This is a genomic window from Paraburkholderia agricolaris (assembly GCF_009455635.1).
Lineage (GTDB): Bacteria > Pseudomonadota > Gammaproteobacteria > Burkholderiales > Burkholderiaceae > Paraburkholderia > Paraburkholderia agricolaris.
On the sequence record NZ_QPER01000001.1, the window covers coordinates 4,528,618 to 4,553,593 of the forward strand.

Genomic DNA, 24,976 nt, shown 5'->3' on the forward strand with positions numbered 1-24,976 from the left:
TAGAATCGGCGCCTGATAGTGGAGACCAATATGAACGACGCCCCTCTTAAGACCAGCGTGCTGCTGATCGAGGACGACGATCGCCTCGCGCAGCTGATCGGGGAATATCTGAACAGCTATGAATTCAATGTGACAATCGTGCGACGCGGCGACACCGCCGTGGCCGCCGTGCGCGAGCACAACCCGGCACTGGTGATTCTCGATCTGATGCTGCCGAACATGGACGGCATGGAGGTCTGCCGGCGTATCCGCAGTTTTTCGCGCGTGCCCGTGCTGATCCTGACGGCACGCGTCGACGTATTCGATCAGATCGCCGGGCTGGAAACCGGCGCCGACGACTACGTCATCAAGCCGATCGAGCCGCGTGTGCTGGTCGCCCGCGCCCGCGCGTTGTTGCGCCGCGCGCAGCCGGCCGAAAGTGCGGAGTCGTCCATGCAGGACGGCACGCTGAGCTTCGGCGAACTGGTGATCTCGCCGCCCGATCGCGCCGTGAGTTGGCGCGGCCAGCCGGTCGAGCTGAAGACCGCCGAGTACAACCTGCTACTGATCCTCGCGCGCGCAGCCGGCACCGTACTAAGCCGCGACGATATTCTCAGGCAGTTGCGCGGCATCGAATTCGACGGCCTCGATCGTACCGTCGACGCCGGGATCTCACGGCTGCGCCGGCGTTTCGAAGATGCGTCGCCCGAGCCGCACAAAATCAAGACGATCTGGGGCCGCGGTTATCTGTTCAGCCCGTCGGCATGGGAGGAATGAATGCTCCGCTCCCTGATCCGGCTGTATCTGGTCGTTCTGGTCGGTGGCGGTCTCACCATTGCGTTCATCAACATCTCATTCTCGCAACTGTTCCATGAGCGCGTCACACAAACCGAGCGCGACACGGACCGTACGTACGCATTCGTACTCGAGGATTACCTGCAACGACACGTGGGCCCGGAACGCGCTGCGGCGCTCGAGGAACTGAAAAAACACGGCGCCCAGGACTTCAGGTTGATGACGACCGACGAGGTCAAACCTCTGATCGGCGAGCGTCAATGGCGCGAGTTGCGCGATGGCAAGCTGGTGTTGAACGACGACACCACAAGTTACTACCTGCCGCTGTCGGATGGCACCGTCGTCAATTCGCGCCGCTACGAGGCCACCACCGTCGAGATTCAGGCATTCGCGTATGCGCTGGTCGCGCTTGCCACGCTGCTTTCAGTGGTCGTGTGGGTGCTCTATCACTGGCGCGAGTTGCGCAAGCTCGAAGCCGCGGCGCGCGCGTTCGGCGCCGGCAATCTGTCGACCCGCGCGCAGTTGTCGAAGAAATCGAACATCTACGACTTGTCGCAACAGTTCAACGAAATGGCTCAGCAGATCGAAGCGTCGATCCTGCATCAGCGTGAAATGATGCACGGCATTTCACACGAACTGAAGACGCCGCTAGCGCGGCTCGAATTCGGCCTTGCGTTGTTGCAGTCGCCGGAGTCTCCCGAGCGGCAGCGCGAAAGGCAAATGGCACTGCGCAAAGACGTGCGCGAACTCGACGAACTCGTCACCGAACTGCTGACTTTGAGCCGCCTGGAACAGGGCGACGGGCATCGGCTGCTGATGCAGGTGTCGGTGGATGAGTTGCTCGACAGCGTGGCCGCGAGCATGTCCAACGACGTCGCCGATCGCTCGCTGACGCTTTCGGTCAGCACGGCGGGCATGTCCGCTGCGGGTACGAGCGCCGCCGTTACGCCTGCCGGCCGCGCTCCGGTTTCTCGTATGCCGATTGCCCGTACGCCCACGTATCATGTCTGTGACCCCAAACTGGTCGCGCGCGCGCTGCTGAATCTGTTGCGCAACAGTACCCGCTACGCACGGCAGGCGATTTCGCTGAGCGCGACCGCCGGCGCGGCAGGCGCACTGGTGTTGATCGTCGAGGACGACGGTCCCGGTATTCCGCTTGCTGAACGCAACCGCATATTCGAACCGTTTCACCGGCTCGATTCCAGCCGTGACCGGCACACCGGCGGCTTTGGCCTTGGCCTCGCGATCGTGCGGCGCGTCGCGCTGGTTCATGGCGGCGACGTGCGGCTCGAAGAAGCGGCCTCGGGTGGCGCGCGTTTTGTAGTCACCTTGCCCGCGTTACCATTGCCGGTGCCGGTAAAGGGGTCCGTGCCGCAAGACGCCGTGCATCACAGTTAAGCCGCGAGCACCCCGTTAAGACCAACCTGATTCGAAAAACAGCCTTTGAAACCCGACACACGCCAACACCTGCGCGCCAATCTGTTGATGCTGATCGCGGCCATGATCTGGGGCTCCGCGTTCGTCGCGCAACGTCTGAGCCTCGATACGATCGGGCCGTTTCTGTTTACCGGGCTGCGTTTCCTGCTCGGCGCGCTGGTCGTGCTGGCCATGATCGTTTGCGTGCGGCGCTCCGCGCTGGCGGAATTGTCGAAACGCGAACCCGGCGGCGCACGCGAACTGCTCGGTGCGGGTGTGTTGCTCGGTGTGGTGCTGTCCGCGTCGATTTCGTTGCAGCAGATCGGCTTGCAATACACGAAGATCGCCAACGCCGGTTTTATCAGTTCGTTGTATGTGGTGATCGTGCCGCTGCTCGGCGTGCTGTTTCGTCATCGAACGGGATTCGGCACGTGGCTCGGTGCGACGCTAGCCGCGATCGGCATGTACTTTCTGAGCGTCAACGAGCATTTCTCGATCCTGTATGGCGACTGGTATCAGCTTGCCGGCGCCCTGGTGATTTCCGTGCAGATGATGCTGGTCGGCCGCTTCGCGCTGCGGCACGACACACTCATGCTGGCGCTCGTGCAGTTCGTGACTTGCGGGGTCGTGTGTCTGGCCATCGGACTCGCAATCGAGCCGCTCAGTCTTGTGGTGCTCGAGCGTGCCGCGCCGACGATTCTGTACGGCGGTGCGCTATCGGTGGGCATCGCCTATACGATTCAGGTGGTCGCGCAAAAACACGCGGCGCCCTCGCATGCCGCGGTGATCTTCAGTATGGAAGGCGTTTTTGCCGCGTTCGCCGGCTGGCTCGTGCTTGGCGAAACACTGTCGGCGCGTGCGCTGTTCGGATGCGCACTCATGCTCACCGGTTTGATCGTGTGCCAGCTGATGCCCGCCCGGCGCCCCGCGAGCGAGCGTAATCGCTTGCCCCATGCTTCGTGAGGGTTTAGCCAGTCAGCCACCTAACCGCGCCCGTCATCAAGCGGCGAGTGGCTGCGTGAAAAGCTTGGGCGTATCGGCAGTGGGCGGAAACACACACCAGCAGCCGTCGTCGTGACGAAAGAAAAAGAGACCGCGCGACCCAGCCTCGGGGGAGGTTTCCACGCGTACGTAACGCCTGCCGCCCAGACGGGTGCGGCTGAACTCGGTAACGCGAACCGGAGCAGACGGTTCCGGCGCCAGCCATTTCTCGACCAGAAAACGCAGCGATTGTTCGCTTGCCGCTCTCATGATCCGCTCCGGACCGGCTTGTCGTGATTCGCCTCGCGCGCGGCGTCGTTGCTTTCGTCGCTATCGGCACCGACCTCGTCATGCTCGGAGGACGCGAGGGATATGGCCCGGTTAGTGGCCGCCGCCCGCAACGTCGTGCAGTGGCTGGCATGTCTGATATCCGAAAGAAGACGGACTAGCTGTCGTGCTGTTCTACGTTTCATTGCACACCCCCGCACTGCACCAATAACTTCAGAAAACACTTTAACTCTATGCCTGGATAGGGCGTTGCTGAAATGGTTTTGACTAAATAGCAACAGTTGCGCTTGCAAAAACATAGACGCAATCTTTGTACCTTCCAGCCTCAATGTGCGCGCCTCGCGGGACCCGGTCTGTACGGTGGCGAGCGAATGTCATCGACGAAAAAAGCCGATTCACCACCCAGCAAAGCATGGCCGGATACGCGAGTTATCCACAATTGCCTATGAATAACTTCGGGATATCGCGTCGGACAGCCTGTGCGCGAAATCTTGATAAGACTCGGCGCGAGGCAAGCTGTGTCAAAGTTATCCCGACTTTGTAGTTTTTCTACAGAGGTGTTCCGCAGGGTTATGGTTTCTGCATGACTCTGATGTGACAGGGAATTGGAGAGTTATCCACAGAAGGGGTTAACCCTTGTTAACTATTACTACATATATATACGTGTGAAGTAAAAGACATAGGATAAGTACCGCCACGTGATGAGATCAAAGGCTGATCAGCCCTTCATCAGTCTGAACCTGGCAAGTATCGACGGCCATGTTTCACGGCGCCACGCCGGTTCCGCTTGCCGGTTGCACCATCGCGGCAGCAGCTTTGTCGATTGCATCGGGCATCTCAGGAAGAAGTGCCGGAGCCGGTGCTTCGAGTTGCTCCGGAACCGGCACCGGCAAAATGCGCGTCTCGATGCGGTTGCTCACAACCGGCTGCGTGCGCACCACCGTCTGCAAGTAGTGATCGACGAGGCCAAAGAAGCGATCGTAGAACTTGCCCGACGGAATCGTCTCGCTCGAAATCTTGACCATCGCGTCGTTGTTCGAGCGGATCGGCAACGACAGCGAACCCAGCACGCTCAGCCCGACGCTCGCCGACGTATCGCTTTTCTTCAGCGCAAAACCGTTTTGCACCGCGTTGACGTAGACGATGCTCGTATCGCTCGCCTCTTCTCCCGGCGTGCACACCACGTGAAATTCGACAACGATGTGGGTATCGCCCGTCGGCTGGAAGTTTTTCGTTCCGTCGACGGTATCGGTGCGCGTCATCGTCGTCAGATAGCCCTGGCTCAACAGCGCGCGGCGTGCAGCCTCGCACGTATCCGTAGTGCTCGAGTTGAAGTTTCGGGCGTAAGGGCTTGCGCCCGTTTCGAACAATTCCTGCTGGAATTTTGGCTGAGGCGTGCTGTTGCAAGCGGCAAGTGTCAGCAGGCCGACAAGTGAAACGGCGGTGGTTTTGGAAAACGAGGTGAACATGGTCGATCGAAAAAGGCGCAGCGTGAGCTCGAATGGAAATGCATTGTAGAGCGGTTGCCAGGCATGCGTAAAAAGCGCGCAGCGTTTGCCCCGCGCCGCCGGGCATGGCGTGACAGTTCGATCCGCAACTTCAGTGCGGACGCATGACAAAGAGGAAAATCAGGGAGAGCGACTGCTCAGTGCGGCGTTGCAGGCGATGCGCTTTGCAGCGTCGGCGCGCCGTTCACGCCGGCGGCGTTCGCGGCATTCGTGGCAGTCGTTGTATTGCCGGCCGGTATCGTGAAAGCGTCGGCCCAGTTTTCCGGTGCCGGACAACGATCGGCCTCGCACATGCCGGTTTGTGCGCTCAGATGCGATGCGACCTCCTGGGGCGCGGCGACGCCGGCGAAATCTTCCACGCGCAGGTTCACTTTCCTTGCGTACGCCTGCGATCCGCCGTAGCTCTTGAGTGCCGCGTTCATGTCGCCGTTTGCCGAGCGCATGTAGCCGTAGAGGATTGCCGAACCCATTTCAATGTTGGTGGTCGGCTCGGTGAGGTCCTTGACGTTTCTCAGCAGCCCGCGATGGGCGCCCGGCACCACCTGCATCAACCCGGTCGCGCCATTGGGACCCTTGGCCTTTTCCTTGAAGCGCGATTCGATCGAGATGATCGCCAGCAGCAGCGCCGGCGGCAGTGAATATTTCGATGCGGCGGACTGTACCGCGTCGGAAATCTTTTGAGCCTTTTCCTTTGCCAGGCCGAATTTCTGCGTCAGATACGCGGACATGCGGTCATTGGTTTCGTCGGCCGTGGCGGTTTGCATCAGGCCGAGCGAAAGCACGATCAGGCAAAGTAACCGGCTCATAACGGGGACGGAAAAGAAAAAGGGATCCGCGCATTATATCCCTGCCCGAAAAATAGGCACTAAACCGGCGAAAATCGTCTGATGAAAAGCAGCAGTCTGATACGCCTGCTGTTGCTGGCGGTTGCTACTTCGACTGCTTCGGTTTCAGCACGTAATCGTCGTTCAGCGTCGCAAGAAACGCGGCGACGTCGTCGATATCCTGCTCCGACCACACGGGACGCTCGCCCGCTTTACGCGTAAGCGGCTCATCGGTCGTGTCGACATTCACCCGCAGCGCAACCGGCAGGTCGTTGAATTTATCGACCTTGCCGTGCGCGTCTTTCGGATACCACTTCGCCGGGTTGGTGTCGCGCTGCACGTAAAAACGCAGCGCGTCCTTCAGCGTATGGACGCGGCCGTTGTGGAAGAACACCTGGCGCGTCGCCGTGTTACGCAGCGACACCGACTTGAAAAGTCCGCAGTTGCTTTTATCGCTCGCCTGATCGGTGCGCAACGGCCCACACAATCCCATATCGAAGTACTTCGGGTCCGCGTTCGCACGCAACTCCGGATTGCGCGGCACGCCGAGCGCCTGGAAGTTGAAGTCGGTGAAAAGCGGATGCGAGCCGTCGACACCCACCTGGTCGATGTGGCAGGAGGCGCAATTGCCGCCCGTCGGGCTGTCGAACAGTTTTTTGCCTCTCAACTCCTGTGCCGTTAGTTGCACTTTTCCATCGAGGTAGTAATCGAACTTGCTGGTGTACGGATGGAAGCTCGGGTCTTCGAGCTCGAAACGCTCGATCGCAGCCATCGCCTGGGCGAACGCTTTCGTGCGGTCCACGAAAATGTTCTGGCCAAACACTTCCCTGAAGCGGGCGGCATACGGCGCCCGCTCCAGTTTCGCGAGGAGGGCTGCCGGGTCCCGGTTGGCCATCTCGTCGGGATTGAACAGCGGGAAGCTCGCCTGATCGTGCAACTGGTTAAAGCGTCCGTCCCAGCCGAAGCCGCCAACCGGCGCGTTATCCGTCTCGCTCAGCCGTTCGGACAGGCTGGCCGCCTGCGCATGACTCCACATCGGCGTGCGGTTCAGCACGTAACGCAGGCTCGGCACGGCGCGCGTGCCTTGCCGGTGCATGTCAGGGCCGCCCAGTTGCGCGGCCAGCCCGTCAGGCGGGCCGTACGCATGCGACGGACTATGGCAGCTCGCGCACGACATCTTGCCCGAGGCCGACAACGACGCATCGAAGAACATCAGCTTGCCGAGCGCCGCGGCATCGCTGTAGACGGGCTGCGCGTCGGCCACCGTCGGCACAGGTGCCGCCACTGCCGCGAACGGCAGCCACGCGGCGCCAATCAGCGCTGCGAGCGCCGCCCATCGTGTGGCCGTGCGCCTGGTGAATCGTGTTGCAAAGAACTGCATCTGATCGCTTACAGGTTCGTGAAGATGTCGTTGCCGAACCCGACCAGGCCGGCCTGCCCTGCGTAGCCCAGATAACCCAGCTGGAAGATGTCTTCAATGCTCTTGAGCATCGAGTAATGGTTGTACTGCACCGTCGACACCGTACCCGGCTTGATGAACTTCGAAATCATCACCGCGCCGGTCTGGTCACCGCCGAAGCTCTGCTTGGTCAGGTTGATCGTCAAGCCCTTGTACGACAGCGACGAAGTCTGCGGGAACGCCGGCAGATTCGGACCGGGCTGCTGGCTACAGCAGGTCGAGCCGGCGAAGATCAGATCCTCGCCGGATGCCGACTGTGTGATGGTTGCGTAACTGCTTTCGTCGAAGTTGATGATCAGCAGGCCGTCCTTCTGGAATGCCGGCGAGGCGGTAATAATCGGCACCCACTTCTGCAGAAACGTGTTCGCGCTCGTCAGCCCGCCCGGCTGGCCGTTCACGCACGGCGAATCGTGACCGTCGTCGCACAGGTTCGGCGTGATCAGGTTGAAGTTCGCGGTGGTCGAGATCGACTGCAGGTCAGTGGTGAGCCTGTTCAGGTTCACGACGTTCTGGCCGCAGCCTGGCGAATCGATAATCGAGTGGAAGTACATGAACGGGTTGTGCCGCGTCGCGTACTGATCGCCCAGCGGCACGGCCGCGCTCGGCGCTTCTGCCGATTGGGTCAGGTCGGTCGTGTTGAGCGTCGGGTGGCCGCAGGTGGCGGCTTCGCGCGTCGGGTCATTGCCCATATCACCCTCATAGCCCTTCCAGGTGTAGCCGGCGGCCGTCAACTGGTCCGGCAGGGTCTTGACACTGGCCGGATACACGCAGCCCGAACCGATCGCCTGACCGTCCTGTGTCATGCCGGTGAGCTTGTAGTCCTGATAGGTGATGCAGTCATTGTCCGTTTCCGGCGTCGGCGCCTGACCGCTGATCATCGAGATGTAGTTGTCGAGGCTCACGTGCCCGGTGCCGTAATACTGCTGCACCAACGCGCCTTGCGAAGCCAGCGTCTGCGACAGATACGGCGCCTTGCTGCTGGCGCCAAATGTGGTCGCGTAGTTTTCGTTTTCGAGCGTGATGACAAAGACGTGCCGGATCTGCTGCTGCCCTGTCGGCGCGATCGACGAGGACGACGAGCCGCACGCGGCGACGATAAGACCGGCTAAGGCCGCGCAAACGACCATGAAGAAAGCACGCAACCCGCTGCGCTGTGACATGTTTTGCCCTTGGGGATTAGAGTTTTATTCGCGGGCAAACTCTAGGCAGCATGTATGACGATGACGTGAATCACGCCACATACGCGCAATATGCCGGCCATTCAACGCCGCATATAAGGGCGGCTACGTTAGCGACGAACGCTCGCCCTCATTGCATGTAGCGGCGGTGCAAAGCAGCCGCCACTTCGGCGAAATGGGCGCGCAACTCGGGTGGCGCCAGCACCTCGGCCTCGGTGCCGAAGCGCAGCAGTTCCGCACAGGCCTGCCTGACGGAGCCGACCGGCAATGTGACCATGCGCCAGCCGTCGACAGGGTCCGGCTCGCCGATTTTCGCGCCTGAGCGGGCGAATGGCGAGACAAAGGCGTCGAGCATCTTCATGCCCCACGGCGACAGGCGCAAAGTTGCCTCGCTCGCATGCATCTCTTCGGATAGACGCTGAGTGCTGTCTTGCCAGTAGCTGGCCAGATCGAAGGCGGCCGGCCGCTCGAAAGTCTCATCCAGCATGCTCAACTCAAGAATGCGCGAAATACGGTAGATGCGGTTGTCCGTGCCGACACGCCCAACCACGTACCACGCCCCACTTTTCAGCACGATGCCGAGCGGTTCGATCCGGCGAAATTTTTCGGCCTTCCAGCTCTGATAGCGAATTTGCAGCGGATGCTGCTCCCACACCGCGTTGGCGATCAACGGCAGGTTCGCGGGCTGATCCGTATCGGCGAACCAGCCCGGGGCGTCGAGGTGGAAACGCGAACGCATACGCTCGGCAGTCGAGCGCAATTCGACCGGCAGCGCGGCCAGCAACTTGGTTTGCGCGCCGGCCATCACCGCGCCGAGACCGAGCGCCTGCACCGGGCCAGGCAAGCCCGCGAGGAACAGCGCCTCGGCTTCCTGTGACGACATGCCGTTCAGACGCGTGCGATATCCGTCGAGCAGACGGTAGCCGCCTTCCGCACCACGCTCGCTATGGACGGGGACACCCGCGGCGCTCAAGGCCTCGATGTCGCGATAGATTGTGCGCAACGAGACCGCGCATTCGTCGGCGAGCGACTGCGCTGTCACGCGTCCGCGCGCCTGCAAGGTCATCAGGATGGAAAGGAGGCGACTGGCTCTCATACCCGCAAGTGTAGTCATACCTGACACAAACTGACAGGTATGGGCGCCTAGTATGGAGTCATCCAGCCAACGCCAGATGGACGCTGGTTTTTCCTACGAGACACTCACCCAGAAAGGCTCCCACCATGACCACCGACCGCACGATCACGCTGTTTCACTCACCGCAATGCCGCTCCGTCAGCGCGCTCACGCTACTCGAAGAACTCGGCGTCCCGTATCAGCTGCAGGTGTTGAATATGAAGGCCGGCGAGCAACGCAAGGCGCCGTATCTCGCGATCAATCCGCTGGGCAAAGTGCCGGCCATCCTGCACGGTGATGCGCTGATTACCGAACAGGTCGCCATCTTCATCTATCTGGCGGATCTGTTCCCCGAAGCGGGTCTCGCACCGGCGCTCGACGATCCGTCGCGCGGGCCGTATCTGCGTTGGCTGGCCTACTACGCCGCATGCTACGAACCGGCGCTGGTCGACAAGGCGATGAAGCGCGAGCCGGCGCCGCTTGCCACGTCGCCGTACGGCGACTTCGATTCGATGCTCGGCACTTTGACGAGTCAGTTGGAGGCGTCACCGTATCTGCTCGGGGACAGGATGTCGGCTGCGGACATCTTGTGGGGCATCGCGCTCCATTGGGGGATGATGTTCAAGCTGGTGCCTGAGACGCCAGTCGTGGTCGAGTATGCGAACCGCATTTGCTCACGGCCGAGCTTCGTGAAGGTGAACGCGCGGGACGTCGAGCTGGCGGCCGAGCATGAGGCGGCGCTCAAGGCCGCAGGATGATGCCGGCTGCAGCGTCTATCGTGGCGATCCGGGATATGGGATGCACGCGGTCGCCGACCTTCTGAAACGGGCATCCGGTTCAATGCGCCGGGATTTGAGACAATGAGGCCGCCGGTGAGTATCTTCCCGGGACAACCGGGCGCGCCTCGACCTTCCCGCAGGTGCCGGCCCATTGAACAAGAGATGTTTTCAGGTATGAGCAAGACCGCATTCATTCCGAGCGTTCCCGCGACGTCGGAGGACGACTTTGAAGTATCCGCGACGTCGAAACTGGCCGGTTACCGGCGCTTTTTCGGCGTGCTGAAAGTGGTTCGAACCACCGACGGCCGCGTGCTGTTCCCGTTCGACGGCGCACCGGAACTCGGACCCTACGCCACCAAGCTGGAAGCCGTCGCGGCGGCGCAGGTGTACGGTGAGCACATCGTGACCAGCGATCTGGCGCGTCCGGAGTTGTAAGCGCAGGGGTATGGCTGGCTTCAGGTCGATCGCTTAGGTTCGTGACCCGGCTTCGTCGCTTAAGGTGGTCACTTCGGGAGCAACAGATGACTCGTCTGTGCAAGGTGCGCCCATCGGCGATGGTTGTATGGAGTGCGGCTGTGCTGATGGCCGCTTTCTGCCGATCCGGCCTCACTCAGGAGGCTAACGCTTACGCCACCAGTCAAACGGCACTCGGAAAAGCCGAGGTCGTGCACGCCCAGGTCCATGTCGTAGCGATCCACCCCGCCACTAACAGCGTCACGCTGCGTGGTTCGCATGGCCGTCTGGCGGATGTCGATGTCAATCCCCAGTTGGCCGATGTCAGAAAACTGCGGGTTGGCGACAAGCTGAACATTGCATACCAGCAGGCGCTGCTGCTTCACATCGACAAGGTGACGGCCCGAGGCGTTCGTGAACGCATCGAAACAACCGTGGCGATACCGGCTTCAGCAGGATACGCATCGTCGGCACATCGGGTGCAGATTATCGCGACGGTGTTGAAGATCGACCGCAGGAGCCGGATGGTGACGCTACGCGGGCCGAAGCATCAGCAGGTGCTGCGGGCCGCAGCGAGCATTCCGCTCGATGAGTTGAAAGTCGGTGATAGCGTGCGGGCGGAGTTTGTTTCGGCGGCCGCGGTGGAGGTGGTGAGGGAGTGAGAGGTTTCAGCGTCCCGAGCACAACCGGTATCAGCGGCAGAACGATAAGTGTCAGGCCCGTGACTAAAGCTGGCGGCATCAGATGCCGTAATACGAGGTTTTGCGCGATACTTTTGCCCTGGTAACGATTGCAGGTTGCAACGTGCGCAACACCTGCCTGGCTGTTCGACACGAATGGCAGGCATATCAATACAAGCCACGAAAAAGCCACGAAAGTGCGCGACAAGACTTTGGGGGATCGAATTGAATACGAAGCTGCTATTGGTGGCGTTCACGGGAACCATCGCGCTCTTATTGCAGGCGTGCGGTGTCGCTCCGAAGCTGACTCCTCAGGAAAGAGCGGTAGAAGCAAAATCCAAGGTGAATGTCTACGATGACAACCGTGTTGCATTCCAGGCTTCCTTCCGAAATAGTCAAGGCTATTGGGCCTGGACTTCTGACAAGAATCTGATTCTCGCGCTGCTGATTCAAGGACACGGATACAACGCCAAAGATATTGCGACGCTGACATCTACAGAGGCCGGTCCGGCGAACTACAACGTGACGGTTCAACTGAAGTCTGGCGAATCGATATCGACAACGGTTAAGCCTGGTGGTTCGAATGTCGCGTGGCTTGTTTGCGATACTCAAAAGGTTTGTACTCGGCGTTTTCTGATTGCTGGCGATAGCTACAACAACAACCTGGGTGGCATTCTTACCGGTATTTACGACAACGCCCTGGGTGCGCAACCGACACGCGATCCGAAATATGACTTCATTCGCGACTATCGCGCCATTCCTGATGTGCATTTAGGGCTGAATCAGGTGCGTTTTCTCAGCGACCCGGAGAAAGCAGGCCTTGAAAAGAAACTTGATGACCGGCAGGCCCGTTGGGCTCAGGTCCAGGCGGACGTTGCCAAACGTCGCGAGGTACAACGTGCCGAACAGCAGGCGCAGGAGCGGGCCCTTGAAAGAGAGTCGCTCGAAATGCGCAAGCATATTCGCGTAGGCACGATGACAAACTGTGGCCAGGTCTTTGAAGTCCGTTTGCCGATGATCGGAGTTCAAACCATCAACGGGATGCAGTTCATCGACGTCTCCCGACTCTATAGCCCTAACGCAAACTGCCGGTTTGTTAACGGTCAATACGTCGGCCGGTAATCTATTAGAGGCTTGGGCCTCGACGGACTTCATCCACACGGCCTCCAGATGCCGTGTTGGATTCAACACCCTCAGGCCCATTTTGTGCTCCACCTCCGCGAACGCCGAGATTTTTCACGAATGGTAAAACCTCACGACTGAGCCAATACGGCTATTGCAAAAACGGCAATCAAATTACAGGAGGACTGGTGCATCTAAGACGATATTTGGTCTTATTGCTGACGATGACAGCGCTTGGTTCGACCGCGGCATGGGCGAGCGATATTCAGTGTGCGACCACGCGCCAACCGGCGGAGCGCGTGATATGCGACCACGCCATCCTGAACAACGAATACGACGATATCTCCGCGCAGCAGCAGGCTCTCCTGAACAGCGGAAAACTCTCGCCCGAACAGCTCGCCCAGTGGCGGCACTCGCGCAATGCCTGTAGCGACGTCCACTGCGTCGACACCGTCTTCGCGCAGTGGAAGACGATGGCCAGGTCGGTTGAAACCGGCTCCCGCGCGGTAGTGGCACCGGCTATAGCTTCGGCCACTGCCATGGCCCCTGTCGGACCCGCTTCGGAAACCATCACCCTTCCCGCGTCACAAGCTTTGCCCACCTCAGAAGCGTCTCTGGTGCGCCAGGGAAGTGCCGCCGGCGTGGCGCTTCCGAAACCCGTGGAGACTCAGGCTTCTTCGCCAACGGTCGCCTCGGCTCCCTCGGGCGCGAGTGAATCGCGTAGTACGACTGGGATGAGCGCGGGTCTGATGGTGGCCCTGATTGTTGCGGTTGGATTCGGCGTTCTCTTTCAGCGCCGAAGGCGGAACGGTGGAAGCGCCGGGGAACGACCAGGTAATGTGCGCGACAAGGACAAGCCCTGAGCGCAATACATTGGAGGGTGACGAGCGCGGCGATGCAGTGCGGTGATGCAGTGTTGTTATTTTCAGTGAATCACCGCACCAGTCACCGCACTAAACCTCACTCCACCGTCACCGATTTCGCCAGATTCCGCGGCTTATCCACATCTGTCCCACGCGCACAAGCCGTGTGATAAGCCAGCAACTGCAACGGCACCACGTGCAGAATCGGCGACAGCAAGCCGTAGTGCTCCGGCATCCGGATCACATGCAGACCCTCGTCGTTCACGATCTTCGTATCCGCGTCCGCGAACACATAGAGCTCGCCGCCGCGTGCGCGTACTTCCTGAATATTCGACTTCAGCTTCTCCAGCAACGCGTCATTCGGCGCCACCGTCACCACCGGCATCGCTTCCGTCACGAGCGCCAGCGGTCCGTGCTTCAGCTCGCCGGCCGGATACGCTTCCGCGTGGATATAGGAAATCTCCTTGAGCTTCAGCGCGCCCTCGAGCGCGATCGGATAATGCAGGCCGCGCCCGAGGAACAGCGCGTGCTCCTTGCGCGAAAATTCTTCCGACCACGCGATGATCTGTGGCTCCAGCGCCAGCACGCTATTCAAGGCCGCCGGCAAGTGGCGCAACTGTTTCAGATATTCGGCTTCCTGCTCAGCGCTCACCTGTCCACGCAGCTTGCCAAGGGTCGCGGCCAGCACAAACAGCGCAACCAGTTGCGTCGTGAATGCCTTCGTGGACGCCACGCCGATCTCGCGACCCGCATGGGTCAGGAACGACAACGCTGTCTGACGCACCATCGCACTCGTGCCGACATTGCACACCGACAGCGTATGTTTATGTCCCAGCGCCTGCGCATGCTTGAGCGCCGCCAGCGTGTCGGCCGTTTCGCCCGACTGCGAGATCACCACCACCAGCGACTTCGGATTCGGCACCGACTCGCGGTAGCGATACTCGCTGGCAATTTCCACCTGGGTCGGGATCTTCGCGACCGACTCGAGCCAGTACTTCGCGGTCAGCCCCGAGTAGTAGCTCGTGCCGCAGGCCAGAATCAGCAGGTTGTCGATATCCGCGAACACCTGGTCGGCACCCTCGCCGAAGAGCGACGCGTCGAACGAATCGGCTTGCGGGATCGTGTCGGTAATCGCACGCGGCTGCTCGAAGATTTCCTTCTGCATGAAGTGACGGTACGGGCCGAGTTCGACCGCGCCGCCATACGCCGCGACCTGACGCACTTCGCGCTGCGCCTCGTAGCCGTCACGATCGGCAATCCGCACGCCCTCGAGCGACAGTTCGCAGACGTCGCCTTCCTCGAGGAAGATGAAGCGTTCGGTGCTGCCGGCAAGCGCCAGTGCATCCGAAGCGAGGAAGTTCTCACCGTTGCCGAGTCCTACCACCAGCGGCGAACCTTGCCGCGCGCCGACCACCGTATGCGGCTGATCCTTGTGCAGCACGGCGATCGCGTACGCACCGTGCAATTGCCCGACGGCTTCACGCACCGACGCGAACAGGTCGCCGCGATACAGGCTGTGAATCAGGTGGGCGATAACCTCTGTATCGGTCTGCGAGACAAACTCGTAGCCCTTGCCCCGCAGCATTTCCCGCAGCGATTCGTAATTTTCGATAATGCCGTTGTGTACCAACGCGAGCGCATCTCTCGAGAAAATCGGGTGGGCGTTGTCGGTCACCGGCGCACCGTGCGTCGCCCAGCGCGTATGCGCGATACCCGTGATGCCTTCAAGGTGGCTTTCGTGCACCTGCGCGTCCAGATCGGCGACGCGCGCGACGCTGCGGGCACGACGCGGCCCGCTCTCGGCGAGAACGGCCACGCCGCAGGAGTCGTAGCCGCGATACTCGAGGCGACGCAGTCCTTCGATCAGAACGGGAACGATATTACGTTGCGCAACCGCGCCAACAATCCCACACATGGCTTATTCCTTTTCAGTGCTGGGTTTCAGGGAGCGCGCTTCGCGCGCGCGTCACGCCCATCAGCTTTTCTTCTTGACTGGGCGTACGTAGCCCGGCTTGCTTGTTTGAGTCTTATCGTTCAGGACCAGCATGCCTTCTTCGACATCTTTCCAGACCGTTGTGCCCGCGGCGATCGTCACGCCGCGTTTCACGCGCACGGGTGCCACGAGTTGCGTATCGGAGCCGACGAACACGTCGTCTTCGATGATCGTGCGGAATTTGTTTGCGCCGTCGTAGTTACAGGTGATGGTACCCGCGCCGATATTCACGCGCGCGCCGATGTCCGCGTCGCCGATATACGTTAGATGGTTCGCCTTCGAGCCATGACCCAGCACCGCGTTTTTCACTTCGACGAAATTGCCGACGTGCGATTCGTCCTGCAACTGCGCGCCCGGACGCAGCCGGGCGTAGGGGCCGAGCACGACGTTCGCACCGACTTCGGCGCCTTCGATATGCGTAAACGCGTCGACGCGCGTACCGGCGCCGATCGTCGCATTGCGGATTAGGCAGTTCGGCCCGATCGTCACGTTGTCGGCCAGGATGACGCGACCTTCGAACACGCAGTTCACATCGATCGAGACATCGCGGCCGCATTCGAGCGTGCCGCGCACGTCGAGCCGAGCCGGGTCGGCAAGCGTCACGCCCGCAACCAGCAACGCCTCGGCGACATTGTGCTGATGAATCCGTTCGAGTTCGGCAAGCTGCTGCTTGCTATTCACGCCTAGCGTTTCCCACTCGTCGTCAGGCTGAGTGGTAACGACTTCGAGCCCTGCCTCGATCGCCATTTCGACCGCGTCGGTCAGGTAAAACTCGCCTTGCGCGTTGTCGTTTTTCAACGCCGCGAGCCAGCCGCCCAGGCGTTCGGTCGGCGCGACGATGATGCCGGTGTTGATCTCGGCGATCTTGAGTTGCTCGGGCGTTGCGTCCTTCTGCTCGACGATGCGCGACACCTTGCCGTGCTGATCGCGCACGATGCGGCCATAGCCGCTGGGGTCGCCGAGCGTGACGGTGAGCACGCCGTAGCCGCCCTGCCCTGCATGGTCGGTCAACGCCCGCAGCGTGCTGGCGCGCGTGAGCGGCACGTCGCCGTACAGCACCAGCGTGGGTTCGGACGGATCGAGCAACGGCAGTGCCTGCTGTACCGCGTGGCCCGTGCCGAGCTGCTGCTCCTGCGCGGCGAACTGGACATCTGGCGCAGCTACCGCTTGACGCACGGCGTCGGCGCCATGGCCGACCACCACAACCAGCCGCGTGGGTTTGAGCGCGCGGGCCGTGTCGATCACGTGAGCGAGGAGTGGCCGGCCAGCCAGCGGATGGAGCACCTTGGGAAGCGCGGACCGCATGCGCTTACCGGTGCCTGCCGCCAAAATCACGATGTTCATGGCGTCGGCAATCAGACGAGTTTGGAGCCGACGATTCTATCATGCAGGCCATCACGAAAAAGGCCGCTCACGCGGCCTGACTACCCTGCTGAATCAGCCGGAAACCTTTGATTTCCGGACACTCCACGGCTCGATCACAGATCGTCGAACTGAACGATCGAGATCGGCTTCGATCCGTTGAACGTTGCACCTTCGCCGGCATCGGTCGAACACGGCTCCTCGTCGAAGGCAATATCGCCTTGGGGATCCGCCTCGCCGCTTGCGCGCAGGCCCGCGAACGGGAACAGCTTGTGATCCATCAGGTGCGACGGCACGATGTTCGACAACGCGTTGAACATATTTTCGACACGGCCCGGGAAGCGCTTCTCCCAATCGCGGATCAGCGCCTTCATTTCCGCGCGTTTCAGGTTCGGCTGGCTGCCGCACAGATTGCACGGAATGATCGGAAATTCGCGCAGCTCGGCGTACTTTTCCAGATCGGTTTCCTTCACGTAGGCGAGCGGACGGATCACGATATTCTTGCCGTCGTCCGATTGCAGCTTGGGCGGCATGCCCTTGAGCTTGCCGCCGTAGAACAGGTTCAGCAGCAGCGTTTGCAGGATGTCGTCGCGATGATGGCCGAGCGCGATTTTGGTCGCGCCCAGTTCGCCCGCCACGCGATACAGAATGCCGCGACGCAGCCGCGAGCATAGCGAGCAGGTGGTCTTGCCTTCCGGCACCAGCCGCTTGACGATGCTGTACGTGTCCTGATTCTCGATGTGAAACGGAATGTCCAGTTGTTTCAGGTACTCAGGCAGCACGTGCTCCGGAAACCCCGGCTGCTTCTGGTCGAGATTCACCGCGACGATGTCGAAGTTGATCGGCGCGCGTTCGCGCAACCGCATCAGGATTTCGAGCATGGCGTAGCTGTCCTTGCCGCCCGACAGGCACACCATCACCTTGTCGCCTTCCTCGATCATGTTGAAGTCGCCGATCGCCTCACCGACCTGGCGCGCGAGCCGCTTGAACAGCTTGTTGTTCTCGTAGGCTTCTTTCTGCTCGCGGCGCGTAAGCGGTGTTTTGCCCACGGGGGCGTGCGCGGCCTCGCCCGCCTCAGGGGCCGCAGTGCCGTTCAGGATTTCCTGAGCGTTCATGGCTCAATCCTCTTTGATACGAAAGACTTCGACGCCCACCGCGTCGCAGTCGGGATAAACGTCCGGCTTTTCGGTCGACACGCACACGGCGCGCACCTGAGGATGATCGAGCAGCGCCTTGACGAGGTCGTCGCAGAGGGTTTCCTGCAGATGAATATGACCTTGTTCGACGCGGCGCGCGATGGTCGAGCGCATGAAGTCGTAATCGACGACTTCATGCAATTTATCCTGAACCGGCGTGGACAACGCGAGCGGCACGAACAGTTCGACGTTGATCACGACGCGCTGTTCGCCGCGCTTTTCGAAATCGTGCACACCGATGTTGATGTGCACTTCGTAATTGCGCAGAAAGAGCCGGCGGCAATCGGCGAGCCGGGGATGCGAAAGAGCGGCAAACATGTTCGTTCCAGTCGAAAAAGGCGTGCGGGGCACGCAAAGGGACGCTGCAACACGCGTGCTGGCCGCCGGCTAGAACCGGCAACCCGCACGCGCGCTATTCAGGCGCCCGTCAAAAACATTACGTCGCGCGGCAGCGGCACAAGGTGCTGCCCGCCGTCGACTACCAGCGTCGTTCCGGTGACGCCCGCTGCATCGGCGAGATACAGCGCGGCGGCGACAATATCCTCCGGCCGCGACGCGCGGCCCAAAGGCGTAGTACGGTGAGCGGCTTCAAAATCGGCCGGCGTCTGGTCGCCGGATTGCATAGTCAGACCGGGGGCGAGCCCGACCACGCGCACTTTCGGCGCCAACGCCTGCGCCAGCGCAACCGTCGCTGTCTGCAACGCTGCTTTTGACAGCGTGTACGACAGGTAGTCCGGATTCATGTTGTACAGCTTCTGGTCCAGCACATTGATGACCACGCCGCGCTGGCTTTCATCGGTGCGCGCGGTGTCCGGCGTGAGCTCGAACAGCATGCGCGCCAACACGAGCGGCGCGCCGAGATTCATTGCGGTGAGCTTCAGCAGCAGTTCGTAACCGACGTTAAGCGCCGTATCTTCCTCGAAGCGCGACGCGTTGTTCACAATACACGACGGCCGGCCCAGCGCGGCCATACAGGCGGGTAAAAGTTGCCCGACCTGGGCCTCGTCGCCCAGTTCCGCGTGCAGAGCCACCGCGCGGCGCCCCAAAGCGACGATTTCCGCGACCACCTGGTCGGCCTCCTCCCGCGACGCGCCGTAATGGACCGCCACGTCCCAGCCACGCGCGGCAAAGCCGAGCGCGAGCGAGCGCCCGATGCGGCGGGCGGCGCCGGTAATCAGCACGATGCGCGGCGCTTCGGGCGCGCGGGCGGCGGCGGTATCCAGAGAGGCGGTCATTTACAATGCGGGGATGAATCCGAAAGCTCACCAACCCGATAGTTTACCTGCTCCCGGCCCGAGCGCGCTTGCGCAGTCCGAAGCGCTGGTCGCGCAGCTCCGTTCGGCGCTCGAAGCGGCAGGCGGCTGGTTGCCGTTCGACCGCTACATGGAGCGCGCGCTTTACGCGCCGGGGCTCGGCTATTACAGCGGTGGCGCTCGCAAATTCGGCCTGCGCGGCGACGACGGCAGCGACTTCGTGACGGCGCCGGAAATGTCGCCGCTATTCGCATCGACACTGGCGCGCCCGCTCGCCGAGGCCTTGCAGGCAAGCGGCACGCGCAACGTGATGGAATTCGGCGCCGGCACGGGCAAACTCGCCGCCGGCTTGCTGAATGCGCTCGACGCGCTGGGCGCCGAATTCGACAGCTATTCGATCGTGGATTTGTCAGGCGAATTGCGCGAGCGCCAATGCGAGACGATCGAAGCCACGGCACCGGCACTGGCCACGAAGGTGCGCTGGCTGGACGCGTTGCCGGAGCGATTCGAAGGCGTGGTGATCGGCAACGAGGTGTTGGACGCGATGCCCGTACGGCTATTCGCCTTCACCGGTGGGACCTGGCACGAACGCGGCGTGGTGTGGCGCGATGAGGCTTTTGCGTTCGACGACCGTCCCGTATCGGCGGCAGCGGACATTGCGTTTCTGGCCCAGATCGACACGGCTGGCGAAGACTACGTTACGGAAACGCACGAGGCCGCCTGTGCATTCACGCGAACCATCTGCACGATGCTCACGCGTGGCGCGGCGTTCTTTATCGATTATGGTTTTCCGCGTCACGAGTATTACCATGAGCAGCGCGCGCAGGGCACGTTGATGTGCCATTACCGGCACCGCGCGCATGGCGATCCGTTTGTTTATCCGGGTTTGCAGGACATCACGGCGCACGTGGAGTTTACCGGCATCGCCGAAGCCGGGGTTGAGGCTGGCGCGGACTTGCTGGGATTCACTTCGCAAGCGCGGTTTTTGTTGAATGCGGGGATTACCGAGGCGTTATCGGCGCTTGATCCAACGGACACGGCGAGGTTTTTGCCGGCGGCGAATGCGGTGCAAAAATTGTTGTCCGAGGCCGAGATGGGCGAACTGTTCAAAGTGATTGCGTTTTCGCGTGGGCTCGATGACACGTTGCAGGCGTTTTCCGGCGGCGACCGGTCACATACGCTGTGATTTTTTTGCCTTAAGGATGGGTGATGATCCGCTGGCTGTTGACTACGTTTATCGCGGTGGCGGTGCTGTCGGCCTGCTGGCCGTGGCTCAGGAAGTTCGGAGTTGGGCGGATGCCCGGTGATGTTACTTTGCGGCTGTTTGGGCGGGAGTATCCGTTTCCGTTTATGTCGGCGCTTGTGGTTTCGATGGTTTTGTCGTTGATTGCCAGGGTTTTATAGCGGTTTGGTTTTTGCCTGTTCGGCGGGTTTGTTGTTGGTCTGGATTTTGGGCGCTGTCTTGCTGTGCTCGTGGTCTGTTCTGGTGTTGGTCTTTTGGCCTTTCCTTGCTTTGTTAGTGGTTTATTAGCGTTGCCCCTGTGCGGGGCGGCACCTACTTTTCTTTGCCTGCCGCAAAGAAAAGTAGGGGCGGTTTCAAATACCAAGTGCAACAGCCGGGTCGATAACAATTCCCTGTCTGGCGCAGTTATCAATGAATACCTCGCCGGGCCGGCGCCAGCCGAGTGTTTTGCGAGGTCGCCGATTCAGGTTCAGCGCGATGGCATCGAGTTCGCGCTGCGTGAACTTTGACAGGTCCACGCCCTTCGGCAGGAACTGGCGCAGCAACCCATTGGTGTTCTCGCAGATACCGCGTTGCCAGGGACTATGCGGATCACAGAAATACACCTTGATACCGGTTGTTTCGGCCAGCTTCTTGTGTAGCGCCATTTCCTTGCCCTGATCGTAAGTCAGGGTCTTCAGCAAATCCGGATCGAGCGGCGCAAACGCCGCACTGTACGCCTTGAGCGCGGCTTCGGCGGTGCTGTCCTCCATCTTCACCAGCATCACGAACAGCGTGCTGCGATCGATCAGTGTGCCCACTGCCGAACGGTTGCCCGCACCCTTGATCAGATCCCCCTCCCAATGTCCGGCAATCCGCCGCTCATTGGCCTCCGGAGGCCGGATATGGATGCTAGCCATATCGACCAGTTTGCCCCGTCGGTCTTCGCCTCGCGTGCGCGGCTTGCGCGTGCTACGCCCCTGTCTTAACAGACCCACCAACTCGCGCTTGAGTTCTCCACGCGGCATGGCGTAGATGGCGTTGTAGATGGTTTCGTGTGAGGCATTCAAGGCAGGTTCGTCTGGATGGGTACGTTTGAGTTCGGCAGAAATCTGTTCGGGCGAGTGACACTCGTCCAGATGCTGACGCACTTCAGCCCACAGGGCTCCTTCAGGCTGTAGCTTGCGTTCGCGACGCGGCTTATGACGAAGCTGTGCAGCCCTGCGCCCGGCCAATGTTGCATTGTATCCACCCGCAACCGGCGGCCTGCCCAGTGCGCCGCGTTCGTGCTTCGGCTTCCAGTTATTGCGCCTCAACTCCCGACTGATCGTGCTGCGCGAGCGCTGCAAAGCGAGCGCAATCTCGCTTGATTTGCGATTCTCCATCTTCATCGCAAAGATCACGCCGCGCTCTTCGACGCTCAGATGTTCGTATATTTTTCCCATGCAACGCATCCTAACTGAGGCTGTTGCACTTGTATTTTGAAACCGCCCCGCACAGGGGCAACGCTAATAGACCACTACCACAGCAAGGAAAGGCCAAAAGACCAACAACAGAACAAACCACGAACACCACAAGGCAACGCCAAAAAACCCAGATCAACAACAAAACCGCCCAACAGGCAAAAACCTCATTTAAGAGCCTCTTCAACAGCGCAAACGCGCTCCCGATGCACTGCATCCTTAATCCCACCAGGCGAGTCAACGAGCCTCTTAGCCACTGCTCCAGCATCCACACCCCGCGCAGCAACAAGCGCAACCCGCAGCCGCTCAGCCTGCGGATACTCCCGCATCTCAAACCCCAACCGCCCACGCGCATCCGCCTCGCAAGCCTGCAACGCTTCAGCAAACCGCGCAGGTTTCCGAATAGCATCGCTACGCTCCAGCAACCTCACCAACGCGGCCGCCCCCATCTCCATCACGCGATGAATATTCCCGTGCTCCCGCGCAACCAGCACCGCCAGATCGCGGCATTCATTCGGCACCCGCAGCCGCTCGCACAAAGGCTTCAGCAAATCAACGCTACGCCCCTCATGCCCGATATGCCGCGGCAAAACATCATCCGGCGTCGTCGCCTTACCCAGGTCGTGCGTGAGCGCCGCGAACCGAACCGGCAACGCATAGCCCTGCTGTGCCGCATGGTCGACCACCATCATCACGTGCACGCCCGTATCCACTTCAGGGTGATAGTCCGCCCGCTGCGGCACGCCGAACAACGCATCGATCTCCGGTAGAACTCGCGCCAACGCGCCGCATTCCCGCAATACCTCGAACATCCGCGACGGCTTCTTCTCCATCAAGCCGCGCGACACTTCCTGCCACACGCGCTCAGCCACCAGCGCGTCCACCTCACCGTGGCTCACCATCTTGCGCATCAGCGCCATCGTCTCCGGCGCCACCGTGAAATCGACGAAGCGTGCCGCGAACCGCGCAATCCGCAAAATCCGCACGGGATCTTCAAGAAACGCGTCGCTGACGTGACGAAACAGGCGTGCCTGCAAATCGCCCCGGCCGTTGAACGGGTCGATCACCGGACCGGTCAACTCACCATCCGGGCGCATTTCGCGCGCCATTGCATTGATCGTCAGGTCGCGGCGGGCGAGATCCTCTTCGAGCGTGACGTCCGGCGCGTAGAAGAACTGGAAGCCGTGATAGCCCGCCGCCGTCTTGCGCTCAGTGCGAGCGAGCGCGTATTCCTCATGCGTCTGCGGATGCAGGAACACCGGAAAATCCTTGCCCACCGGACGATAGCCCTGCGCCACCATCTGCTCAGGGGTCGCGCCAACCACCACGTAATCGCGGTCTTGCACCGGCACGCCTAACAACTCGTCGCGAATCGCGCCGCCGACCGCATAGATGTTCATGGGCATACGTCTTGGTAGGCAATCGTGTGCGTTTCGCGAAGCGCGTCGTCGATCCAGGCCTTCACTGCCGGCAACGCCGTCACGCGACGCACATAGGCAGCGACCGTTTCGGACAACGCGGGCTGCCACGTGTTGAAGCGCATCACCACCGGTGCGTACATCGCGTCGGCAATGCTGAATTCACCGAACAGGAACGGGCCGCCGTAGGTCGCGAGGCACTGGCTCCAGAGCGCCTCGATACGCGCGATATCGGCAAGCGCGCCCGGCGTGCCGTTCTTTCCGGGAAACGATGCACGAATGTTCATCCACATGTTCGAGCGCAAGTCGCCGAAACCCGAGTGCATCTCGGCGCTCACGCTGCGCGCGTGGCATCGCGCCACCGGATCGCGCGGCCACAGCGCATGCTGCGTAAAGCGTTCGGCCAGCGTCTCGGCGATCGCCAGTGAATCCCAGGTAACCGATCCATCTTCGCCGAGCAGACACGGCACCTTGCCCGGTCCCGTCGGCGCATGAGCCAGAATCGCAGCCTTCGTACCGGGTTCATTCAGATGAATCTGCACCTCTTCAAACGGGATGCCGAAATGCTTGAACAACAGCCACGGACGCATCGACCACGACGAATAGTTCTTGTCACCGATAAGCAGCTTCATGCTCTATCTTTGTATAAGGGAGTGGATAAAAAAATTCAACGCCCCGCGCTGGCGCGAAACGTATCGAAACGTGACCGCGTCGACGCGCCGGTCAGATAGATGGGCGCGATCGTTTCGATGCTGACGGGTTCGATGCCGAGTTCAGGCGCAAGCGGTCCGCTCAACACGTTGTCGACTTTCATCGAATCGAGATTGTCGCGCGAAATCACCGGTACGCCAGGCGCCATTTCGAACGTGAACGCCTGCAAGCGCGCCAACGCTTCGGGCAGGCGAATGATCCGCGCGTGCCGGCCAATCACCTCGCCGCAATACTCGACGAGATCTTCGAGCGTATAAACGGTTGGACCACCCAGTTCGTAAGTATGGCCACTCGCTGCATCGAGATCGAGCACGTTGCAGATCGCCTTCGCCACGTCGCCGACATATACCGGCTGGAATTTCGCATCCGGCATGGCAAGTGGAATCGCCGGGAACATCCGCTGCAGGAACGCGAACTTGTTGAGAAGCTGGTCTTCCGGACCGAACACCACGGAAGGCCGGAAAATCGTCCACGCCAGATTCGCCGCATGCACGGCCTTTTCGCCGTCGCCCTTGGAGCGCGCGTACATGCTCGGCCCATTCGGATCGGCGCCGAGCGCGCTGATATGAATCAGGCGATGCACGCCCTTGCCTTCGCACGCCGCAACGATTTTACTCGGCAACTCAACGTGCAGGCGCGCGAAATCCGGACCATAAGGTGTACCGCGTTTGCCATGCAGCGTGGCAACCAGGTTGATGACGCAATCGGCGCTTTCGACGAAACGTGCGAGTTGCACCGGATCGAACACGTCGGCTTCGATCACGTCGATGGGGAGCAGGGTGAGATGGCGGGCGTTATAGCGACGCCGGGTGGCAATGCGCACGTCTTTGCCCATTTCAACGAGGGCATTGACGAGATGGCTGCCGATAAAACCGGAACCGCCGATGACCGCAATGGCTTGGTGTCGCATTTTCGACTC

At 60.9% G+C, this 24,976-nt stretch carries 25 protein-coding genes; 10 read left to right on the forward strand and 15 right to left on the reverse strand.

Annotated elements, in window-relative coordinates; translation table 11 throughout:
• The first annotated feature begins 30 nt into the window (after window positions 1-30).
• The 3 genes from GH665_RS20005 to GH665_RS20015 are packed head-to-tail and all read left to right on the forward strand — an operon-like array spanning window position 31 to window position 3,153.
• Window positions 31-756: a response regulator gene (locus GH665_RS20005; protein WP_153137730.1), complete on the forward strand. Its 726-nt coding sequence runs from the start codon at window positions 31-33 to the stop codon at window positions 754-756.
• Window positions 757-2,172 (forward strand): ATP-binding protein, encoded by a 1,416-nt coding sequence (locus GH665_RS20010; RefSeq protein ID WP_153137732.1) that lies wholly within the window; start codon window positions 757-759, stop codon window positions 2,170-2,172.
• A 45-nt stretch (window positions 2,173-2,217) separates the two neighbouring features.
• Window positions 2,218-3,153, forward strand: a complete 936-nt coding sequence (locus GH665_RS20015; RefSeq protein WP_153137734.1) for a DMT family transporter — start codon at window positions 2,218-2,220, stop codon at window positions 3,151-3,153.
• Window positions 3,154-3,189: 36 nt separating this feature from the next.
• On the opposite strand, the gene GH665_RS20020 is transcribed toward GH665_RS20015, so the two are convergent.
• The 6 genes from GH665_RS20020 to GH665_RS20045 all read right to left on the reverse strand — a co-directional run bounded on the left by GH665_RS20020 (window position 3,190) and on the right by GH665_RS20045 (window position 9,524).
• Entirely contained in the window at window positions 3,190-3,441 is a 252-nt protein-coding gene (locus tag GH665_RS20020; RefSeq protein ID WP_028198580.1) for a hypothetical protein, read from the reverse strand.
• Between the two features lie 782 nt (window positions 3,442-4,223).
• Entirely contained in the window at window positions 4,224-4,928 is a 705-nt protein-coding gene (locus tag GH665_RS20025) for a DUF2242 domain-containing protein (protein ID WP_153137736.1), read from the reverse strand.
• A 176-nt stretch (window positions 4,929-5,104) separates the two neighbouring features.
• Window positions 5,105-5,773, reverse strand: a complete 669-nt coding sequence (locus GH665_RS20030) for a lytic transglycosylase domain-containing protein (RefSeq protein WP_153137738.1) — start codon at window positions 5,771-5,773, stop codon at window positions 5,105-5,107.
• A 124-nt stretch (window positions 5,774-5,897) separates the two neighbouring features.
• A complete protein-coding gene (locus tag GH665_RS20035) occupies window positions 5,898-7,172 on the reverse strand; it encodes a cytochrome-c peroxidase (RefSeq protein ID WP_153137739.1) in 1,275 nt (424 codons plus the stop codon).
• An 8-nt stretch (window positions 7,173-7,180) separates the two neighbouring features.
• A complete protein-coding gene (locus GH665_RS20040; protein ID WP_153137741.1) occupies window positions 7,181-8,410 on the reverse strand; it encodes an alkaline phosphatase family protein in 1,230 nt (409 codons plus the stop codon).
• Between the two features lie 148 nt (window positions 8,411-8,558).
• Window positions 8,559-9,524, reverse strand: a complete 966-nt coding sequence (locus tag GH665_RS20045) for a helix-turn-helix transcriptional regulator (RefSeq protein WP_153137743.1) — start codon at window positions 9,522-9,524, stop codon at window positions 8,559-8,561.
• A gap of 125 nt (window positions 9,525-9,649) precedes the next feature.
• Here GH665_RS20045 and GH665_RS20050 point away from each other — a divergent pair, with 125 nt between their 5' ends.
• The 5 genes from GH665_RS20050 to GH665_RS20070 all read left to right on the forward strand — a co-directional run bounded on the left by GH665_RS20050 (window position 9,650) and on the right by GH665_RS20070 (window position 13,439).
• Complete coding sequence (locus tag GH665_RS20050; protein WP_153137745.1) at window positions 9,650-10,300, forward strand: glutathione S-transferase family protein; 651 nt, start codon at window positions 9,650-9,652, stop codon at window positions 10,298-10,300.
• A 195-nt stretch (window positions 10,301-10,495) separates the two neighbouring features.
• Window positions 10,496-10,756, forward strand: a complete 261-nt coding sequence (locus tag GH665_RS20055; protein ID WP_153137747.1) for a DUF6723 family protein — start codon at window positions 10,496-10,498, stop codon at window positions 10,754-10,756.
• 146 nt (window positions 10,757-10,902) lie between these two features.
• Complete coding sequence (locus GH665_RS20060) at window positions 10,903-11,436, forward strand: copper-binding protein (protein WP_246216310.1); 534 nt, start codon at window positions 10,903-10,905, stop codon at window positions 11,434-11,436.
• A gap of 243 nt (window positions 11,437-11,679) precedes the next feature.
• Window positions 11,680-12,576 (forward strand): hypothetical protein, encoded by an 897-nt coding sequence (locus GH665_RS20065; RefSeq protein WP_153137750.1) that lies wholly within the window; start codon window positions 11,680-11,682, stop codon window positions 12,574-12,576.
• A 188-nt stretch (window positions 12,577-12,764) separates the two neighbouring features.
• Window positions 12,765-13,439 carry a hypothetical protein gene (locus tag GH665_RS20070; RefSeq protein ID WP_153137752.1) on the forward strand — a complete coding sequence of 225 codons (675 nt, stop codon included), beginning with the start codon at window positions 12,765-12,767 and terminating at the stop codon, window positions 13,437-13,439.
• A gap of 97 nt (window positions 13,440-13,536) precedes the next feature.
• Here GH665_RS20070 and glmS read toward each other — a convergent pair whose 3' ends face one another.
• The 5 genes from glmS to GH665_RS20095 all read right to left on the reverse strand — a co-directional run bounded on the left by glmS (window position 13,537) and on the right by GH665_RS20095 (window position 19,225).
• Complete coding sequence (gene glmS, locus GH665_RS20075; protein ID WP_153137754.1) at window positions 13,537-15,354, reverse strand: glutamine--fructose-6-phosphate transaminase (isomerizing); 1,818 nt, start codon at window positions 15,352-15,354, stop codon at window positions 13,537-13,539.
• A 60-nt stretch (window positions 15,355-15,414) separates the two neighbouring features.
• Window positions 15,415-16,776 (reverse strand): bifunctional UDP-N-acetylglucosamine diphosphorylase/glucosamine-1-phosphate N-acetyltransferase GlmU, encoded by a 1,362-nt coding sequence (gene glmU / locus GH665_RS20080; protein WP_153137756.1) that lies wholly within the window; start codon window positions 16,774-16,776, stop codon window positions 15,415-15,417.
• A 134-nt stretch (window positions 16,777-16,910) separates the two neighbouring features.
• Window positions 16,911-17,909 (reverse strand): tRNA 2-thiocytidine(32) synthetase TtcA, encoded by a 999-nt coding sequence (ttcA, locus tag GH665_RS20085; RefSeq protein WP_153137759.1) that lies wholly within the window; start codon window positions 17,907-17,909, stop codon window positions 16,911-16,913.
• Between the two features lie 3 nt (window positions 17,910-17,912).
• Complete coding sequence (locus GH665_RS20090) at window positions 17,913-18,308, reverse strand: dihydroneopterin aldolase (protein ID WP_028198567.1); 396 nt, start codon at window positions 18,306-18,308, stop codon at window positions 17,913-17,915.
• 98 nt (window positions 18,309-18,406) lie between these two features.
• On the reverse strand, window positions 18,407-19,225 hold the full coding sequence (locus GH665_RS20095; protein WP_153137760.1) for an SDR family oxidoreductase: 819 nt from the start codon (window positions 19,223-19,225) through the stop codon (window positions 18,407-18,409).
• 13 nt (window positions 19,226-19,238) lie between these two features.
• Here GH665_RS20095 and GH665_RS20100 point away from each other — a divergent pair, with 13 nt between their 5' ends.
• Together GH665_RS20100 and GH665_RS20105 are read left to right on the forward strand one after the other, a co-directional pair.
• Window positions 19,239-20,429: a class I SAM-dependent methyltransferase gene (locus GH665_RS20100; protein WP_153137762.1), complete on the forward strand. Its 1,191-nt coding sequence runs from the start codon at window positions 19,239-19,241 to the stop codon at window positions 20,427-20,429.
• A 23-nt stretch (window positions 20,430-20,452) separates the two neighbouring features.
• A complete protein-coding gene (locus GH665_RS20105) occupies window positions 20,453-20,647 on the forward strand; it encodes a DUF2905 domain-containing protein (RefSeq protein ID WP_153137764.1) in 195 nt (64 codons plus the stop codon).
• A gap of 192 nt (window positions 20,648-20,839) precedes the next feature.
• On the opposite strand, the gene GH665_RS20110 is transcribed toward GH665_RS20105, so the two are convergent.
• The 4 genes from GH665_RS20110 to GH665_RS20125 all read right to left on the reverse strand — a co-directional run bounded on the left by GH665_RS20110 (window position 20,840) and on the right by GH665_RS20125 (window position 24,967).
• Entirely contained in the window at window positions 20,840-21,910 is a 1,071-nt protein-coding gene (locus GH665_RS20110) for an IS30 family transposase (RefSeq protein ID WP_153137766.1), read from the reverse strand.
• 185 nt (window positions 21,911-22,095) lie between these two features.
• Window positions 22,096-23,328: a multifunctional CCA addition/repair protein gene (locus GH665_RS20115; protein WP_153137768.1), complete on the reverse strand. Its 1,233-nt coding sequence runs from the start codon at window positions 23,326-23,328 to the stop codon at window positions 22,096-22,098.
• The gene (locus GH665_RS20120) at window positions 23,325-23,978 is read right to left on the reverse strand and encodes a glutathione S-transferase family protein (RefSeq protein WP_153137769.1); all 654 of its coding nucleotides are present in this window, start codon (window positions 23,976-23,978) and stop codon (window positions 23,325-23,327) included. The genes GH665_RS20115 and GH665_RS20120 overlap by 4 nt, the downstream gene beginning before the upstream one ends.
• Before the next feature lie 35 nt (window positions 23,979-24,013).
• Entirely contained in the window at window positions 24,014-24,967 is a 954-nt protein-coding gene (locus GH665_RS20125) for a complex I NDUFA9 subunit family protein (RefSeq protein WP_153137771.1), read from the reverse strand.
• Window positions 24,968-24,976 lie beyond the last annotated feature (9 nt).